This window comes from Maritalea mobilis (genome assembly GCF_019800885.1).
In the GTDB taxonomy this organism is placed as follows: domain Bacteria; phylum Pseudomonadota; class Alphaproteobacteria; order Rhodobacterales; family Rhodobacteraceae; genus Roseibacterium; species Roseibacterium beibuensis.
Genome location: NZ_JAHVKE010000001.1, coordinates 1774446 through 1790555, shown reverse-complemented (window position 1 = coordinate 1790555; position 16110 = coordinate 1774446). Strand labels below are relative to the sequence as shown.

General features: G+C 62.1%; 15 protein-coding genes. 8 read left to right on the top strand and 7 right to left on the bottom strand.

Going from position 1 to position 16110, the window contains the following annotated elements:
• Nucleotides 1–24: 24 nt before the first annotated feature.
• The 5 genes from KUV65_RS08705 to KUV65_RS08685 all read right to left on the bottom strand — a co-directional run bounded on the left by KUV65_RS08705 (nt 25) and on the right by KUV65_RS08685 (nt 6507).
• Nucleotides 25–675, bottom strand: coding sequence for a DUF3726 domain-containing protein (locus KUV65_RS08705; protein ID WP_222189469.1), 651 nt, complete (start codon nt 673–675; stop codon nt 25–27).
• Complete coding sequence (locus KUV65_RS08700; protein ID WP_222189467.1) at nt 672–2363, bottom strand: hypothetical protein; 1692 nt, start codon at nt 2361–2363, stop codon at nt 672–674. The genes KUV65_RS08705 and KUV65_RS08700 overlap by 4 nt, the downstream gene beginning before the upstream one ends.
• 108 nt (nt 2364–2471) lie before the next feature.
• Nucleotides 2472–4016 (bottom strand): BCCT family transporter, encoded by a 1545-nt coding sequence (locus KUV65_RS08695; RefSeq protein WP_222189465.1) that lies wholly within the window; start codon nt 4014–4016, stop codon nt 2472–2474.
• Between the two features lie 56 nt (nt 4017–4072).
• Nucleotides 4073–5059: a membrane dipeptidase gene (locus KUV65_RS08690; protein WP_222189464.1), complete on the bottom strand. Its 987-nt coding sequence runs from the start codon at nt 5057–5059 to the stop codon at nt 4073–4075.
• Entirely contained in the window at nt 5059–6507 is a 1449-nt protein-coding gene (locus KUV65_RS08685) for an aldehyde dehydrogenase family protein (protein WP_222189463.1), read from the bottom strand. The genes KUV65_RS08690 and KUV65_RS08685 overlap by 1 nt, the downstream gene beginning before the upstream one ends.
• 111 nt (nt 6508–6618) lie before the next feature.
• Between KUV65_RS08685 and KUV65_RS08680 the strand changes: the two genes are divergently transcribed.
• From KUV65_RS08680 to KUV65_RS08660, 5 genes are all read left to right on the top strand, one after another.
• Nucleotides 6619–7506 carry a LysR family transcriptional regulator gene (locus KUV65_RS08680; protein WP_222189462.1) on the top strand — a complete coding sequence of 296 codons (888 nt, stop codon included), beginning with the start codon at nt 6619–6621 and terminating at the stop codon, nt 7504–7506.
• Nucleotides 7503–8528, top strand: coding sequence for a LysR family transcriptional regulator (locus KUV65_RS08675; protein ID WP_222189461.1), 1026 nt, complete (start codon nt 7503–7505; stop codon nt 8526–8528). The genes KUV65_RS08680 and KUV65_RS08675 overlap by 4 nt, the downstream gene beginning before the upstream one ends.
• Nucleotides 8529–8674: 146 nt before the next feature.
• Entirely contained in the window at nt 8675–9685 is a 1011-nt protein-coding gene (locus KUV65_RS08670; protein WP_222189460.1) for a TAXI family TRAP transporter solute-binding subunit, read from the top strand.
• Between the two features lie 115 nt (nt 9686–9800).
• Nucleotides 9801–11687: a TRAP transporter permease gene (locus KUV65_RS08665; RefSeq protein ID WP_222189459.1), complete on the top strand. Its 1887-nt coding sequence runs from the start codon at nt 9801–9803 to the stop codon at nt 11685–11687.
• A complete protein-coding gene (locus tag KUV65_RS08660) occupies nt 11680–12189 on the top strand; it encodes a RidA family protein (RefSeq protein WP_222189458.1) in 510 nt (169 codons plus the stop codon). Before KUV65_RS08665 ends, KUV65_RS08660 begins: the two co-directional genes overlap by 8 nt.
• 586 nt (nt 12190–12775) lie before the next feature.
• On the opposite strand, the gene KUV65_RS08655 is transcribed toward KUV65_RS08660, so the two are convergent.
• Both KUV65_RS08655 and KUV65_RS08650 read right to left on the bottom strand, forming a co-directional pair.
• Complete coding sequence (locus tag KUV65_RS08655; protein WP_222189457.1) at nt 12776–13651, bottom strand: halocarboxylic acid dehydrogenase DehI family protein; 876 nt, start codon at nt 13649–13651, stop codon at nt 12776–12778.
• Entirely contained in the window at nt 13641–14018 is a 378-nt protein-coding gene (locus KUV65_RS08650) for a winged helix-turn-helix transcriptional regulator (protein WP_222189456.1), read from the bottom strand. The genes KUV65_RS08655 and KUV65_RS08650 overlap by 11 nt, the downstream gene beginning before the upstream one ends.
• A 123-nt stretch (nt 14019–14141) precedes the next feature.
• Between KUV65_RS08650 and KUV65_RS08645 the strand changes: the two genes are divergently transcribed.
• The 3 genes from KUV65_RS08645 to KUV65_RS08635 are packed head-to-tail and all read left to right on the top strand — an operon-like array spanning nt 14142 to nt 16084.
• Nucleotides 14142–14750, top strand: a complete 609-nt coding sequence (locus tag KUV65_RS08645) for an NAD(P)H-dependent oxidoreductase (protein WP_222189454.1) — start codon at nt 14142–14144, stop codon at nt 14748–14750.
• Nucleotides 14737–15438: a glutathione S-transferase family protein gene (locus tag KUV65_RS08640; protein WP_222189452.1), complete on the top strand. Its 702-nt coding sequence runs from the start codon at nt 14737–14739 to the stop codon at nt 15436–15438. Before KUV65_RS08645 ends, KUV65_RS08640 begins: the two co-directional genes overlap by 14 nt.
• A gap of 4 nt (nt 15439–15442) precedes the next feature.
• A complete protein-coding gene (locus KUV65_RS08635; protein ID WP_261331623.1) occupies nt 15443–16084 on the top strand; it encodes a DsbA family oxidoreductase in 642 nt (213 codons plus the stop codon).
• Nucleotides 16085–16110 lie beyond the last annotated feature (26 nt).

The following is a 16110-nucleotide window of genomic DNA, read 5'->3' as shown; positions in this document are numbered from 1 at the left end:
GCGATTGCGTGCGGCAGCCGTGGGTCAATCGTTGTCATCGGCCCCTGCGCCAGCGCCGAGCAGGCGGCTGAGTTCTGTCGCGGGGGCAAAGGTTCTGTGGGCGAATGCGGCAAGCCGGTCCCACGTGGCGGCGGAGACATGCGCGCGCACCACGGGTTCCAGATGGCCTTTCATTTCGGCGGGTGCCGTGAACACCACCTTCGCGGCCATCTTGACCCGAAGAGCCGCGCCATCCCCCTGCAGGCACAGTCGCCGTCCATCTGTGGCGATCCGTGCCCCGCGCCATTCGGCAGCAACGGGATGACCCAGCCGCAACGCCGCGCCACCCATGAACGGCACGCTCAGCAGCGGGACACAGACGTTTTCCATGGAAATCTCGCCGCGCTCCATCAATGGTACGGCGCAATCGCTGAGCGAAGCCCCGGCGATCAGCGGGCTCATGCGGTGTGCCGGCGCATGCCAGACTGCATCGCGCAGCGACACCGGTGCCAGGTCTATGGGCGGCAGCCGGTCGTTCATTTCAAGCAGATCAGCCAGCAGGTCGGCCCCCGGCAAATCGTATGACGACAGCCAGCGCGCGCCCTTGGCGGCCTCCTCCGCAAGGCCCCAAGACAAGCCGGCTCCGCGCGCGGCGCGTTTGCTCATGGCCTCGATCTCGTTGAGGGAATGGGTCATGCCATCGTGTCCTTCAGGTCGGGGTATACCCAAAGATCTGCAGTGTCGTGCGACAAGTCCTTGGGCAGAGGGGCGTTGCGATACATGCAGATGCGCACCCAGCGATCCGATCTGGGGTCGAACTGGGTCGCTCCGAAAAACGCCAGTTTGCAGCGCAGCATGTCGATGGGCATGACCGCGCCAGATATGGTGTTGTCGCGAATTTCGGCATAGGGCGCGCGGCCGACAATCTGAGTGCGGCGCACGATGTGGCGGTGTTCGGGGTGGCGCAGAAGGAATTCGGCCACCGGCGCATCGTCCGGCCAATGGCGCAGCGCTGCATGAAGCGCGGCGGCGTCACGCCCCGGCGCAAGGGGTTGCTCATACTCCTCGATTGGTTCCTCGAACCGTTCGCCCAGACGGGGTTCCAGCTTTTCCTCTGAAACATACCACGCTCGGGCCTGATTGGCCGGGTCTGTCCAGTCGATGTCGATTGCCCATGCATAGATGTGGCGCAGAAGGGTGCGCAGATCTTCGATGCGCATGGCACCCGCGATGCGAAAGGTCGCCGTGTTGTCGGCTGACATGGTCTGGGCCAGATCATCGACAAGCGCACCGTAGGGCTCAAGCATCAGTGAGACGATCCATTCCTGCCCCTCCAGCGACAGGTTATCCTCGGCCCAATTGTAAAGCGCATCCCATGCATGGGGCGCGGACAGGCTGATCCTTTGCAGGTAGCTTGCGACAAGGTTGGTATCATTGTGCAGAGCGGACAGTTTCGCGACCTGCACCGGGTGGTCCGAGCGCCACATGTCAACCAGCCTTCGCGCGCGGTCGAACAGCATGCGAAAACGGGAAATCTCGTCAGGGGTGGCCTGCGCGATACTGCGCACGCGGCTCAGGGCGGTTTCGCGGGCTGCGATCCAGTTATGAAACAAAACGGGATGGTTCAGCAGGAAGGGCGCCATGCCTAGGCCAGTGGAATTGCCGATCCCGATAGACCGCGCAATGGCGGGCTCCAACGTTGCCGCCGTCGCGCCGCGTTCGGCAGCTCGGCAGCGCGCCATGTGCTGAACAAGGTCGATGACAAACCAGCGTGTCAGGAAGACCGAAAGCATCTCGACCTGAAAGGGCACGCTGAATTCGGGGCGTTCCGCAATCATTTCGCGATCCGCCGCGCCCAGTTTACCCGATCCGTAGACGGCGGTGGTGCGCATCAGGTAACCCACTGCGTCGATCTGGTCGCGCGCGGGCTGCTGCCCGGTGGACAGGCGGCTGACCACATGTTCCCATAGCCGGACCGATCGGTTGGCGCGCGAGACAGACAGTTCCGTGCTTGTCACGCGGCCTGCCTCTTGCAGAGGGATGTTCTGTGCGAGGCGGTCGATATCCTTGGCATCGGGGATGCCATCGAACAGGGTAAAGGTTGCATCCCAAGCCTCGGCGATGACACGGTCTGAGCGTTTCTCAGCAGGCAGGTCATGGGCAAAGGCGATCAGCGAATACGCGCGATCCGGGGTATGGGCGGTATAGACGGCATGACCGACGCCGCGGTCGTCAATCTCGAAGCAGGTCTGCTCGAACCGCCAGCCTTCACGGGCCATACGGCGGGTGAGGATACGCATGAAGGACAGGCGCGATTGGTGCAGCGACCCAAGGCGGGCAAGGCGCATCACCAGATCGGGTTCGCGGTTGGGGATCTCGGTCATGCGGTCGGACCTTTGCTGTCTTGAGGCGCAGGGCGTGTCGGTGTTGTTAGGTATCTTGGGTCGGGTAGGATAGTGGGCGCGGGCGCAGTGGCTGCGCCCGCGCGGGCCTTACTGGACCTTACCTTTGGCCAGCGTGATCCGCAGCGCATCCCAAAGCGAGGGCAGCAACAGCAGCGATACCGGCACGGCTGTCACGACGATGAAGCTCTGCAGCTTCGATACTCCGCCCGCCCCGACCGAGATCAGGATCAGGGCCATGACACCCATGGCCACGCCCCAGAACACTCGGATGGCGGCGGGCGGCGTTTCCTCGGTGCTCATGGTCGATGCGATCATGTAACTCATCGAGTCACCCGTGGTGGCCACGAAGATGGTGGTCAACACCAAAAACAGCAGCGAAACCAGAAAGCCCATCGGCAAGTTCGACGTGATCGCCAAGAGTGCTGCCGGTAGGTTGAACCCCTCGAACGCGGTCGAGATGCTGCCCGGTTCGGCCAGTTCCATCGCGATGCCCGTGCCGCCCACGATCGTGAACCAAAAATTCGTCACGATGGGCGCCACGATGGACAGCATGATGATGATCGACCGGATGGACCGCCCCCGCGACACACGAGCGATGAACATCGCCATCAGCGGGCCGTAGCCCATGAACCAGCCCCAGAAGAAGACCGTCCACCAGCCAAGCCAGCCGGGATCGCCGAAAACACCCGCCTCGCCACGATACAACGCCATCTGGAAGAAGTTTGCGAGGTAGGTGCCAAAGCCCGAAAAGAACGAGCCAAAGATAAATCCGGTCGGACCGGCGATCAGCACGAACAGCAACAGCAATGCGGCCAGCAAGACGTTCAGTTTCGACAGCAGTTGGATGCCACGCGACAGGCCGGTCATGGCCGAGATCGAATAGATCGCAACAAGGCCCGCGATCACCACGAACTGCGTGGCGAACACGTTGGGAATGTCGAACAGGTCGGCCAGCCCGTAGCTGACCTGCAAGCCAAGAAAGCCGATCGGCCCGACAGTGCCCGCGACCACGGCAATGATCGAGCATGCATCCGCGACCAGGCCTATGGGCCCGTTGATCGCGCGGTCCCCGAACACGGGGTAAAGCAGCGTGCGCGGCGCCAGCGGCAGGCCCTTTTCGTAGTGATAATGCATCAGCATCACCGTGGTCAGCGACCCCAGGATAGCCCATGCCAGAAAGCCCCAATGCATGAAGCTTTGGGCGATGGCGGGGTTCACCGCGGCGGGTGTCGCGCCCTCGGCCCCGTAGAGCGGCGGGGAATACAGGAAATGCGCAATCGGCTCACCCGCGGCCCAGAACACACCGCCGCCCGCAAGCAGGGTACACATGATCATAGACCCCCATTGGAACGTGGTGAATTCGGGTGTGGCCAACCCGCCCATAATGGCGCGCCCGCCGGGCAGAACGCACAGCAGCAGACCGATCAGGAAGGTCGCCAGCAGCAATACCTGCCAGTACAGTCCGAAATAGGTCGCGGCGATGTTGAAGCCCCAATCGACAGCGCCCGAAAGCGCATCCAGATCGATCAGGGCCGCAAAGCCGAACAGGGCGATGAAGCCGCCGGAGATCAGGAAAAGTGGCATATTCACCTTCCTGTCCCGCAGGGGCTGTTGAAGGGTCGTGTCGCTCATGTGTCACTCCTGTTGGGGTCGGCATGGGGCTGCCATGCCGTGTGGGGTTCCCTCGGCTAGTTGTCTGGGTTTGTTTGTGGGCCGAAGTTTTCTGCAAAAAAGCGGTACCAGTTCCCGCCCATGATCCCTTGCACCTCAGTCTCACTCAGGCCGGTGGCGCGCAGGCCGTTCTCGATATTTTCAAAGTCGCGATTGTCCTTGAACCAGCTCGGCATGGGCGGAAAGCCCGCGTCCGATTTGGACCCTTCGCCATAGTCGATCTGCTTGGTCCAGCGACCGACGCGCATCCATTCCACGATGCTGTCGGGCTGGTCTTGGCAAAGGTCCGTGCCGATACCCAGGTGCTCCGCACCGTAGCGTTCGGCGGTGCGCGCGATCATCTCGCAGAAATCCTCGAGCGTGCAGGCAGATTTATTGCGCAGATGGTGCGGGTAGACGGAAAACCCCAGCATCCCCCCGTGCGAGGTGACGGCGCGGATCACGTCATCGCGCTTGTTGCGCAAGGCCGGGGCCCAGTCATGCGGATTGGCGTGGCTGACCACAATGGGCCGTTCGGACACCTCGGCCGCCTCGATCGTCGAGCGGTCGGCGGAATGGCTCATGTCCACCACGAGACCCACACGATTCATTTCGCGCACGACCTGTTTGCCCATACGGGTCAGGCCCGCATCCTCGGTCTCGTAGCAGCCGGTCGCCAGAAGCGACTGGTTGTTATAGGTGAGCTGCATGAAACGCGCGCCAAGGGTGTGTACGATCTCGACCAAGCCGATATCGTCCTCGATCGGGCTGGGGTTCTGAAAGCCGAAGAAGATCGCCGTGCGCCCCGTAGCCCGCGCGACGTCGATATCGGCCGCAGTCAGACCTTTCATGATCAGGTCAGGGTATTGTTCGAACCAACGGTTCCATTTCTCGAAGTTCAGGACGGTTTCACGAAAATTCTCGTGGTAGGCGATGGTGACATGGATCGCGTCCACGCCGCCCTCGCGCAGTTGGCGAAAGATCTTTTCCGACCAGTTGGCGTATTGCAGTCCGTCGATCCGCATCAAACCGGCCCCGCGCTGATATAGGCCGTCTTGACGGTGGTGTAGAACTCGGCTGCGGCCTTGCCCTGTTCGCGCGGCCCGTAGGAACTGTCGCCCCGGCCGCCGAAAGGCACGTGATAATCGGTGCCCGCGGTGGGCAGGTTGACCGTTACAACCCCGGTGCGGGCGTTGCGGCGAAAATGGGTCGCGCGGGCCAGCGAGCGTGTCACGATCCCCGAGGTCAGGCCGAGCCGAGTGTCGTTGACCACTGCCAACGCCTCGTCATAGCTGCCGACCTTGATGACCGAGGTCAGGGGCGCGAACATCTCTTCGCGGTTGATGCGCATATCGTTCGTGGTGTTCAAGAACACGCCGGGCGACATGTAGAACCCGTCATGCGGCATCTCCAACCGTTCGCCACCGCAGGCCAACTCGGCCCCTTCGGACAGGCCAATCTGCACGTAGGACAGATTTTCAGCCAGTTGCTGTTCGCTGACGACAGGGCCCATCTGGGTGCCGGCCTCGAGCGCGTGGCCGACTTTCATCGCTTTGGCACCGGCGACCAGTTTCTCGACAAAGGCATCGTGGATCGCTGCATGCACGACCAGCCTGGACGACGCGGTGCATTTCTGCCCCGTGCCGCCAAAGGCCCCGCCAAGGGCCAGCATGACCGCCAGGTCCAGATCAGCGTCATCCATCACCGCCAGCGCGTTTTTCGAGCCCATCTCCATCTGCACCTTGGTCAGGTTGGCGATGGCGGCGGCGGCGATCCCCTTGCCAACGGGCACCGAGCCGGTGAAGGAAATCGCGTCGATCTCGGGGCTTTCGACAAGGCGCTGACCGACGCTGCGACCGGCCCCCATGACAAGGCTGAACAGCCCCTTCGGGATGTCCTGACGGCTGATGATCTCGGTCAGGGCGACGGCAGAGGCGGGCGTCAGGTTGGCGGGTTTCCACACCACGGCGTTGCCGTAGCACAGGGCCGGTGCGATCTTCCACGAGGCGGTGGCCGTCGGGAAATTCCATGGGCTGATGATGGCCACGGTGCCCACCGGTTCGCGGCGGATGTCGACTTCGACCCCTTCGCGGACCGAGTCGGCGTTTTCACCCAACTGCCGCAGGCACTCGGCCGCGTAATAGGTAAAGAACTGACCGGCGCGGTAGACTTCGCCCTTGCCCTCGGCCAGCGGCTTGCCCTCTTCGCGCGACAGCAAGGTGCCCAATTCCTCGGCGCGGGCCATCAACTCGGTTCCGATGGCGTTCAGAACGGCCTGCTTGCGCTCCATCCCGTAGGCGGCCCATTCGCGCTGCGCCACGCGCGCCTGCGCCAGCGTGGCGTCCAACTGGTCGCTGCTGGCCTGCGCGAAGCGACCCACCAGATCCGACAGGTCGGACGGATTGCGGTTTTCGATGTCGCCTTCGCCAGCCTGCCATTCGCCGGCAATCAGGTTCTTTTGAATCTCGCTCATGCGTCGTCGCCTCCCGGAAATTGGATTCGGGCGGACTATGGACACGGTGAGTTGCTTCAGACAAACTCAAACTTCTGAATGGTATTTCAGAAAAACTGAAACTAAGGTCGAATGCTGAAGATCGAAACCTTGCGTGGCTTTGCCGCCGTTGCGCGGTGCGGAAACCTGAGTGATGCAGCGGCAACGCTGGGGCGGACCCCATCCGCCGTGTCGATGATGCTCAAACAGCTTGAAACCCATCTGGGCGAGCCATTGTTCGAGACGGACCGAAAGAACCGCTTGACCGCCTTGGGGCGGTTTGTCCTGGACCACGCCGAGCGGGAGTTGCACCAGTTTGACACGACCGTGCGCGCGATCGAAGGCTACGCCAAGGCTGTCTATGGCTCGGTGCGGATCGCGACGGTTCCGTCAATCGCGGGCACGATCATGCCACAGGTCATGGCCCGCCATTTCGGGAGGTTCGACGAGGTCGATATCGAGCTGCGCGACATCGACTCGAATTCGATCCTGCACGAGGTGTTGCGCAATCGCGTGGATATCGGGATCGCAACCATCGGCCAGAACCGGGCCGGGCTACACAGTCAGTTGTTGATGACCGATGCCTTTGGAGTGGTCTGCGCCCCCAGCCACCCGCTGGCCAAAGAGGACGGACCCATCGAGTGGGAGACGTTGATGACCGAGCGCATTATCGCCAACAGCCTGTCGGAAAGCATCGACGCCATTCCATCGCGAGACCTGCACGAGGCGTCGCGGCTTAAAGCGCATAACGTGGCTTCGATCCTGGGTATGGTGCGGGCGAATATCGGCATCAGTCTCTTGCCGAAAATGACCATCTTGGCCTTTGGCTCCGACGCATTGGTGTTTCGCCCGTTGGCCGATCAGACCGCGCGGCGCGAGTTGCACATCCTGCGCCGCGCCGACGCGACCCTGTCGCCGGCAGCGCGTATGTTAGAGGAACGTATTCGCGACACGGTGGCGTCCATCATGCAGGACATGTGAACCCGCACCGGCGCATTGCATCAGGATGTGTTGCCCGAAACAAAGGTTGGACAAGGGCGCCGGCCGGTAGCAGCCTACCACGAATTACAACATCCCTTAGCCCAGCCAGAGCGAGCGCCATGAAGATAACTCTCGTTCAACTCCGCGCCTTTGTTGCCGTCGCGCGCGAAGGGTCCTTCACGCGGGCCGCCAAGGTGCTGGATACCTCGCAACCCTCTGTCACCACAGCGATCAAGCAGTTGGAAACGGGTCTTGGGTTAAAGCTCTTCGATCGATCAACCAAGGTTCTTTCGTTGACCAAGGCCAGCGCTGCGTTCCTGCCCGGTGTCGAGCGGATCCTGGAGGATCTCGATGCTACGCTGGCCGATTTTCAGGCCGCCGCCGATGGCACGCAGGGCAGCGTGGCGGTGGCCGTGCTACCCTCGGTGGCCACCGTTGTTCTGCCCGATACGGTGAAGAGCTTTTCAGCGGCCTTTCCCAAAACTCGAATCTCGTTGCGCGACGACAATTCCTCGGGCGTGTGCGAGCGGGTTTTGAGTGGTGAGGTCGATCTGGGTGTCGCGGGGCGCACGGATCACATTGCAGGGGTCCAGTTCGATCCATTGATCCGCGACCCGTTTGGCGCGGTCGCTCACAAATCCCACCCGCTTGCACAAGATCAGGGGCCGATTTCATGGGATGAACTTGATGGCTACCCGTTCATTTCCTTCGCCGCCGATACCGGGCTGCGGCCCATCCTCGACACGTTGACCGACATTCCCGAGAACGTGAAATCGCCGTGGATCGAAGTGTCGAACATCGCCACCGTTCTGTCACTTCTCAAGACCAATCTTGGCATTGCCGCGCTGCCCAAGATGTCGGTGAACCCGATCGAAAACGACGTGGTGTTTCGCACCTTGCTGAACCCACCCCTGTTCCGCGAACTGGGTTTGATCACCCGGCCGGGGCGGTCGTTGTCACCGGCGGCCCAAAACTTTGTCGATCACATGAAGGTCACGTTGCGCCCCAAATGGGAACGGTAGAACCGGGCAACATGCATAACGCAGCCCTATCCTATAATTTAAAAAACGAATAAGTGGCTAATTTTTATTCGGTTATGCCATAATATTTTTGGCGCGATGAGAAAAACTGTGCCCCGATGATCTCACCTGAACCGAGAGGGAACGCCATGACACATTCGATCAATCGCCGCGCCATCCTGGCCTTTAGCGGTGCGCTTGCTGCTTCACTGTCTTTCGCCACGCCATCCATCGCCGAAGATCCGGACTTTCTCAATATCGGCGGCGGCCCCAGCGGGGGTACCTTCAACGTCGTCGCCACGGGCCTCGGCGATCTTTTGCGCGAGGAATTCTCGGACAGCATCATTGGTGTTCAGCCGGGTGGCTCTGGCCCAAATCTTTTGCGCGTGGCCTCGGGCGATGTCGATCTTGGCATCACCTCGGCCAGCAATGCCGCTGATGCGTGGGCCGGTCGCGACCCTGCCACGCCCGACGCGCCGATCCAGAACGTGCGCGGTTTGATGACCTTCTTCCCCAGCGCGATCCAGATCTGGGTCGATGCCGACTCCGATATCCACTCGGTTGAGGATCTCGTGGGCCGCCAGATCAGCGCGGGCCAGCCCGGTCAGACATCGTGGCTGGCCTTTAACAACCTGCTATCCGTCTATGACATGAGCATTGAGGATCTCGAGGCCGACGGCGGACAGGTGCATCACCTCAGCTGGGCCGAGTCGCAGGCCGCCTTGCGTGACGGTCAACTGGACGCGGTGATGTGGGTCGCGCTTTACCCGCACTCGACCGTACTGGCGACGGAAACCGCTCGCGAGATCCGCGTGTTGCCGCTGGATGAGGACCGCGTCGCGGAATATCTCGAACTGCACGGCGCGGGTTTTTCGGCCGTGACCCTGCCCGCGGGCCTTTACCAGGGCCACAGCGAGCCAACGCTTTCGGTCGGCACGACCACCTTCCTGTTCGGCTCGGACGAGATGAGCGACGACACGGCTTATCGCGTCACCTCGGCGATCTGGAACCAGCTTGACCGGTTCCAGCAGACTCACGCGCTGCTGCAATTCATCGACGAGGATACCGCCGGTCGCGGCATGTTCGTGCCGATCCACCCCGGTGCGGCCCGCTTCTACGAAGAGCAGGGCATCGCGATGGATGAGCCTCAGTTGAACTGAGCCTCGCCCCTCGCGGACGGGCGCCTCTCACCGTCCGTCCGCGCCCCTTATTTCCCGCAACCAGATTTTCTGCGCCGCAGCGGCCGGACCCCGCTGCCCGCGAGAGGTGGACCTCATGCCCTTAACATTGGACAGGACGGTGACCGCGCTGGCCGTTTCCATGGCGCTGTTTCATCTTTTCGTTGCGTCGCCCTTTACCCTGCTGCCCGATCTGGTCGTGCGCGGCACACATCTGCTGCTCGCGCTTGTGATTGGGTTTCTGGTCTATGGAATGAAGGGCGGCCGCGTACGAAAGGCCATCGATCTGGCATTGATCGCGCTGTCGATCATTTGTCTGGGCTATCTGATCGTTTTTCATTCCTCGATCGTGGTGCGCCCCCCTTGGACGCGCGATGCCACACCAATGGAGCTCTTCGTGGCCCTTGGCACTGTGGTTGTCGTGCTGGAATTGACGCGCCGTGCGCTGGGCTTGGCGATCACCGGGCTGTGCCTGATCTTTGTTCTTTACGGTTTTTTCGGCCCCGACTTGCGTCATGTCGATTTCCTGCGCCCGCTGGCCCATAGCGGCGTCGATCTGAACGAATTCGTCGACCAGATGTACTTCAGTTTCGAAGGGATCTTTGGGGTCGCGCTTGGTGTCTCGACCAACTTCATTTTTCTCTTCGTGGTCTTCGGCGCCTTGTTGCAGGTGATCGGGGGCGGCGATTTCTTCGTCAACGTCACCAAAGCCGCAACCGGATCGACGCGCGGTGGCCCTGCCAATATGGCCGTGGTCGCCAGTGCGCTGATGGGCACCATGTCGGGCAGTTCGGTGGCCAATGTCGCGACCACGGGTGCGATCACCATCCCGATGATGCGCAAACTGGGCTACCCCCGCAACTTCGCCGGCGCGGTCGAGGCCGTCGCTTCGACCGGGGGACAAATCACACCGCCGATCATGGGGGCTGCAGCCTTTCTGATGGCTGCAATTTTGGGCATTACCTACCAAGAGGTCATCACCGCTGCGGCCCTTCCCGCGATCCTGTTCTTTGCGTCCCTGCTGGTCGCGGTCCATTGGGAGGCCCTGAAGCACGGCCTGCAACCGCTGGATCGCAGCGAAAAGGGCGCGACCTGGCGCGAATTCAAGGCAGGGTGGACATTCCTGCTGCCCCTTGTCGTGATCATGACCTTCCTGATGATGGGCTATACCCCCAGCCTGTCGGCCTTTTGGGGCGTGGTCGCCACGCTGGTCACGCCGTTCCTGCGCCGCTCGACATGGGTATCGCTGGCGGTTCTGGCGGATGGCTTGAACCTTGGCGCGCGGGCTGCCGTGACGGTGGCGATCGCCTGTGCCTCGGCGGGCATTATCGTCGGCATCGTGCAGATCTCGGGGCTTGGCTTCCGCTTTAGCAGCCTTGTCATCGCCTTTGCCGACGGCAACCTTTATGCGGCGCTGTTTCTGGCGATGATCGCGGCCTTTATCTTTGGCATGGGGATGCCCACGACACCGGCCTACATCATTCAGGCGACGCTTGTGGCGCCCGCGCTGGTCGATCTGGGTGCAACGCCGCTGTCGGCGCATCTGTTCGTCTTTTACTACGCCGTTCTTGGCCAGATCACGCCCCCCGTTGCCGTGGCGGCCTTTGCCGCTGCACCTATTGCGGGGGCCACATCCACCGCTGTCGGGTGGCGGGCCTTTACACTGGGTATCCCCGCCTACGTGATCCCGTTCCTCTTTGTCGCCAACCCGGTCCTGCTGGGGCAAGGCGAGATTGTTGATCTGTTGATCGTGCTGTCGCGGTCCGCCGCCGCGATCGTATGCCTGTCCATCATGCTGACCGGGTGGTTGGGCGGACGCCCCCTTGCATGGGTCAGCCGGGGCATCCTGCTGATCGCCGCCGCCCTGCTGATCGCCCCGAACCACATGCTGAGTGCGGTGGCCGTCGTCGCGATCGTCTGTGTCTGGTCGATACAGCGGTCGGGATTGACCCTGCCGCGCCTGAAAGGAGAAAGCCGTGACTGAACTCTGCGATCCCAGCCATGAGGCCCTGCCCGCAGATCGCGCCGCGTTCGCCGAAGTCGCGCGTCGCTTGCCCAGCCCCGAGGGCACGAAATATCCCTATGACCTTGTGGTGATCGACGGGCGAACGGCCTACTTAGCCGGGCAAATCCCGAAACGGGATGGCCAGCTTGCGCTGGCAGGTAAGGTGGGGCGCGAGGTGAGCGTCGAAGATGCCGCCGCCGCCGCCCGCATCTGCGCCGAGCAGGCGATGGCGTGGTTGAACCATTCCGCCGGCGGGCTCGAGAACCTGCGCCGCATCCTGCGTTTGACCTGCTACGTCGCACATGAGGACGGGTTCGAGAATATCTCGGCGGTTGCGGATGGCGCCTCGATATGCCTGATCGAGATGCTCGGCGATCCGGGCCGCCATGCGCGGTCAGTTATCGGCGTGCGCAGCCTGCCGCGCAACGCCCCGGTTCTGGTCGAGGTCACGGCCTCCCTGCTGGCCCCGCCTGCGCCGTAAGGCGGCTGACGGCTGCCCCCCGTGGCCAGGCAGACAATCCAGCTAAGCCGCCGACGCCTGCGATCAACCGTAGACACGCACCTGTACTCGAACTGAGTTTTGGCGGTAACGGCATACGTAAAAGGACGTGTATGGCACGATTTCACATAGGCAAAGCATCGAGGTGAGGTATCCCGTAGCAGGTCTCGGAATACATTCAGGCTTAGGTGCAAGTATCACTCGCATACCGCTGCTTGGGGGGGGAGCACTCGGAAATATTCGACCATCATCCGGATGGTTGGACAGGAGGTTTGTTCGTCGATCCGGCCGTTATGATCCGAAGATCTTAAGGATCATGATTCAATCTCTCCTGCGAGGAAGTACCGTGACAGGGTCTTATATGGTGAATAACGCTACAAAGCCGTAGGGTTGATCGGCACGCCAAACGGACCTTGGTGTAATTTGCGGGTGAAACACCGCTCTTCGCCCCTCGCACTTGAACTCACGGCCCCGGCACTTCGAGCACAAACTTGCCGTTCGTACATGGTGCCGTGAACGGCGACTGGCGTTCAGCGGCCGGCTTCTTGGCTGCTTTGACTAGGTCTGCCTATCGGGCCACGATCTGTGCCCTGAGGAAAGCGACATTCACAGCCAGTCCCGGCAAGAGCCACTGAAACAACCGGACGACGGATAGAACGTCGTCCAATTCCGCATCCGCTTTTGCCGCGTCCCGGAGGGCTTCGGACGTCAGCCTCGCGGCGTTGGGCAAGGCAAGAGCCAGCTCGGTCGCGATGCGGTGGACGTGCTCGACCGCATCGACGTAGCCGGGACCGGTGACCGCACCTTTGAGATCGGCCCAAGCGGGGGCAAAGTAGCTCGGCCAGCGGGCAAAGGCGCGGTAGTCGGTATTGACGAAGGGCAGCCCAAGCGTTTCGCGGATATCCTGATAGATCGCTGCCATCGTCGGATCGACGTGATGCGCTTCCATCAGGGTGGGCTTCGGACTGGCATCAACCGGCGTTTGCCGGGTGCCGGCGGAGGCTTGCCCTTGCCATGCATGACCTTCCAGCAGCAACCGGGCCAGCGTGGCCATCAGCAGATAGGGCATGTTGCCATCCGAGAAGACTTCGTTGCAGGCCCGGATCTCGTCGATCTCGCGGCGCCCATAGCCCATACTTTCGAGGCGCGGCAGGATATCTGGTGGCCCCAGCCTTTCGGCTTGCGTCTCGGCCGCGTCCCGCAAGGATCGGCAGAACGACGCAAACGCCTCGGTCCCGATCACGGGTTCGAGTGCCGTCCAGAGGCAGTTGTAGAAATTCGGATAGTGCGCGAAGGCCATGGCGACAACGCCCATCCATGGCACCCCGAGGCCGCGTTTGGTGCGCGCGTAGGCATCCGCCAGGGCGCCCGCCGCCTCGTATTCCGGAACCGGGTGGATCGCCGGCAGCGGGACGGGCTTGAGCCGTGGAAGGTCACTGGCCATCGGAGGTCAGCGCCTTGGGAAGGCCCTCGCTCCATTTCCGGAGCTCATCGAGAAAGCCCAAGGCCGACATGCCGAACTCCGTGATCTCGTAATGCACCGACACTGGCGCGGTATCGAGCACCTCGCGCCGGACGAGTCCTTGCGCTTCGAGTTGCCGAAGGCGTTCGGTGATCATCTTCTTCGAGGCCCCGCCGATCATCCGGGCAAGGTCGTTGAAGCGCACGGGTCCGTCCTTCAGATGCCACAGGATCGAGCCGGTCCATTTGCCTCCGATGATCCGCATGCCGCGTTCGATGGCGCAGGGTTCGATACAGGCATCATGGACATACCTGCGGCCTTTCTCATCCTCTTCGATGCGTGCGTCCATCTTGCCTCCGGTCGTCCATTTCAGGTTACTAAAAGTATACTGGTTGCTTTTGGTTATCTTCACACTCAACTTCCGTCCAACACAGCCGCAAGTCAAGCGGCCCCCGAAACATGGAGACTACCGATGTCCAAGATCCTCATCCTCAACGGCGCACAGCCCTACGGGTTTGCCCCCGGTCGCCTGAATGCCACGCTGGCCGACCGCGCGCGGGACCGTTTGACCGCGCAGGGGCATGATGTGCGCCTGACCACCGTCGCCGAAGGCTATGACATCGAGGCCGAGGTCGAAAACCACCAATGGGCCGATGCGGTGATCCTGCAGTTTCCCGTGAACTGGATGGGCGTGCCGTGGTCCTTCAAGAAATACACGGACGAGGTCTACACCGCGGGCATGGACGGTCGTCTTTGCGCCGGGGATGGCCGCACGTCCGAGACGCCCAAGGCGAATTACGGCATGGGCGGTACGCTGACGGGCACGCACTATATGATCTCGGCCACGTTCAACGCCCCACGCGAATCCTTTGATGATCCCGCCGAGCCTTTCTTCGAAGGCATGTCGATGGACGATCTTTTGCGGCCGGTTCACCTGAACGCCAAGTTCTTCGGCATGACGCCGCTGCCCAGCTTCGGCGCGTTTGACGTGATGAAAGCCCCGCAGGTCGAGGCCGATCTCATTCGCTTCGACGCCCATCTCGACAGTGTCTTCGCGGAGGCAGACCATGTCGCGGCCTGATATCGTTCTCTACACGGCCAACACGATGAACGGCTGGAAGCCGCTGATCTTCCTGCACGAGGCCGAGGTCGATTATGATCTGGTCAACATCGACTTCTCGAAGAAAGAGCAGCACGCGCCGGACTATCTGAAGCTGAATCCCAACGGCAAGATCCCGACGATCTGGGACAGGGCCGAGGACCGCGCGATCTTCGAATCCGGCGCCATCCTGTGGCACCTCGCCGAAAAATACGACCGCTTCCTGTCCAGAGACCCGGTCGAGCGGTCCGAGACCCTGCAATGGCTGTTCTTTCAGGTCGGGCATGTCGGGCCGATGATGGGGCAGGCGATGTTCTTCCAGCGCATTGCCAAACCCAATGGCGATGAGGTGCCCTATGCCATCGACCGCTACGTAAAGGAAAGCCGCCGCCTGATGGAGGTGCTTGACCGGCGCCTTGCGGGGCGCGACTGGCTGGTGGGCGATGACATGTCCATCGCCGACATGGCAACCTACCCTTGGGCCCGCAGCCATTTCTGGGCGACCGTGGATGTCGAAGGCTTGCCGAACCTGCACGCGTGGTTCGACCGTCTGGATGCACGGCCCAAAACGCAGGCCGCGCTGCAACTGCCTGAGCCGCGTCCCTCGGCCTTCGGCAAAGGCGACATCGCGGCCGCAGCCTCGGCCAATGCCGCCCGTTTCAAGGAGTAGCAAGATGCCAATACGTGTCGATATCGTCTCGGACGTGGTCTGCCCCTGGTGTGTGATTGGTTATCACCAGCTGGCCGCGGCGGCTGCGGCGCGACGGATCGCGCTCGATGCGGTGTGGCACCCGTTCGAGCTGAACCCGGGAATGGCCGAAGACGGCGAGAACCTGCGCGAGCATCTGGCAGCCAAGTATGGCACGACGCCTGAGGAGTCCCGCGCGGCACGGGACCGGCTGACAACGCTGGGGGCGTCGCTTGGCTTCACCTTCGATTATGCCGACGACATGCGCATGTGGAATACATTTCGGGCGCATCAGTTGATCGATTGGGCCAATGAACAGAGCAGGGGGCATGACATGAACATGGCCCTGTTCGCCGCGTTCTTTTCCGAACGACGCAACATCTCTGACAACGCAGTCCTCTCGGATGTGGCCGCTTCGGCAGGTCTCGACCGTGACGCGGCCCTTGGCGTTCTGGAACGCGGGGACCGTGCGGACCGGGTCAGGGAAAAGGAACGCTTCTGGACATCGCGGGGCATCACCGGCGTACCTGCCATGGTCTTCCAGCGTCAGCATTTGGTGGTCGGCGCGCAGGGCGAGGATGCCTACGGGCGGATCCTCGACCAACTTGCGGCAGAGCAACCTGCCTGACAGGGGCGGTCGACGCCGTCGAATAG

What these genes read in the sequence shown, in the direction of transcription:
- KUV65_RS08705 (WP_222189469.1), bottom strand. Translation starts at nt 675, where the DNA reads ATGACCCATTCCCTCAACGAGATCGAGGCCATGAGCAAACGCGCCGCG.
- KUV65_RS08700 (WP_222189467.1), bottom strand. Translation starts at nt 2,363, where the DNA reads ATGACCGAGATCCCCAACCGCGAACCCGATCTGGTGATGCGCCTTGCC.
- KUV65_RS08695 (WP_222189465.1), bottom strand. Translation starts at nt 4,016, where the DNA reads ATGAGCGACACGACCCTTCAACAGCCCCTGCGGGACAGGAAGGTGAAT.
- KUV65_RS08690 (WP_222189464.1), bottom strand. Translation starts at nt 5,059, where the DNA reads ATGCGGATCGACGGACTGCAATACGCCAACTGGTCGGAAAAGATCTTT.
- KUV65_RS08685 (WP_222189463.1), bottom strand. Translation starts at nt 6,507, where the DNA reads ATGAGCGAGATTCAAAAGAACCTGATTGCCGGCGAATGGCAGGCTGGC.
- KUV65_RS08680 (WP_222189462.1), top strand. Translation starts at nt 6,619, where the DNA reads ATGCTGAAGATCGAAACCTTGCGTGGCTTTGCCGCCGTTGCGCGGTGC.
- KUV65_RS08670 (WP_222189460.1), top strand. Translation starts at nt 8,675, where the DNA reads ATGACACATTCGATCAATCGCCGCGCCATCCTGGCCTTTAGCGGTGCG.
- KUV65_RS08665 (WP_222189459.1), top strand. Translation starts at nt 9,801, where the DNA reads ATGCCCTTAACATTGGACAGGACGGTGACCGCGCTGGCCGTTTCCATG.
- KUV65_RS08655 (WP_222189457.1), bottom strand. Translation starts at nt 13,651, where the DNA reads ATGGCCAGTGACCTTCCACGGCTCAAGCCCGTCCCGCTGCCGGCGATC.
- KUV65_RS08650 (WP_222189456.1), bottom strand. Translation starts at nt 14,018, where the DNA reads ATGGACGCACGCATCGAAGAGGATGAGAAAGGCCGCAGGTATGTCCAT.
- KUV65_RS08645 (WP_222189454.1), top strand. Translation starts at nt 14,142, where the DNA reads ATGTCCAAGATCCTCATCCTCAACGGCGCACAGCCCTACGGGTTTGCC.
- KUV65_RS08640 (WP_222189452.1), top strand. Translation starts at nt 14,737, where the DNA reads ATGTCGCGGCCTGATATCGTTCTCTACACGGCCAACACGATGAACGGC.
- KUV65_RS08635 (WP_261331623.1), top strand. Translation starts at nt 15,443, where the DNA reads ATGCCAATACGTGTCGATATCGTCTCGGACGTGGTCTGCCCCTGGTGT.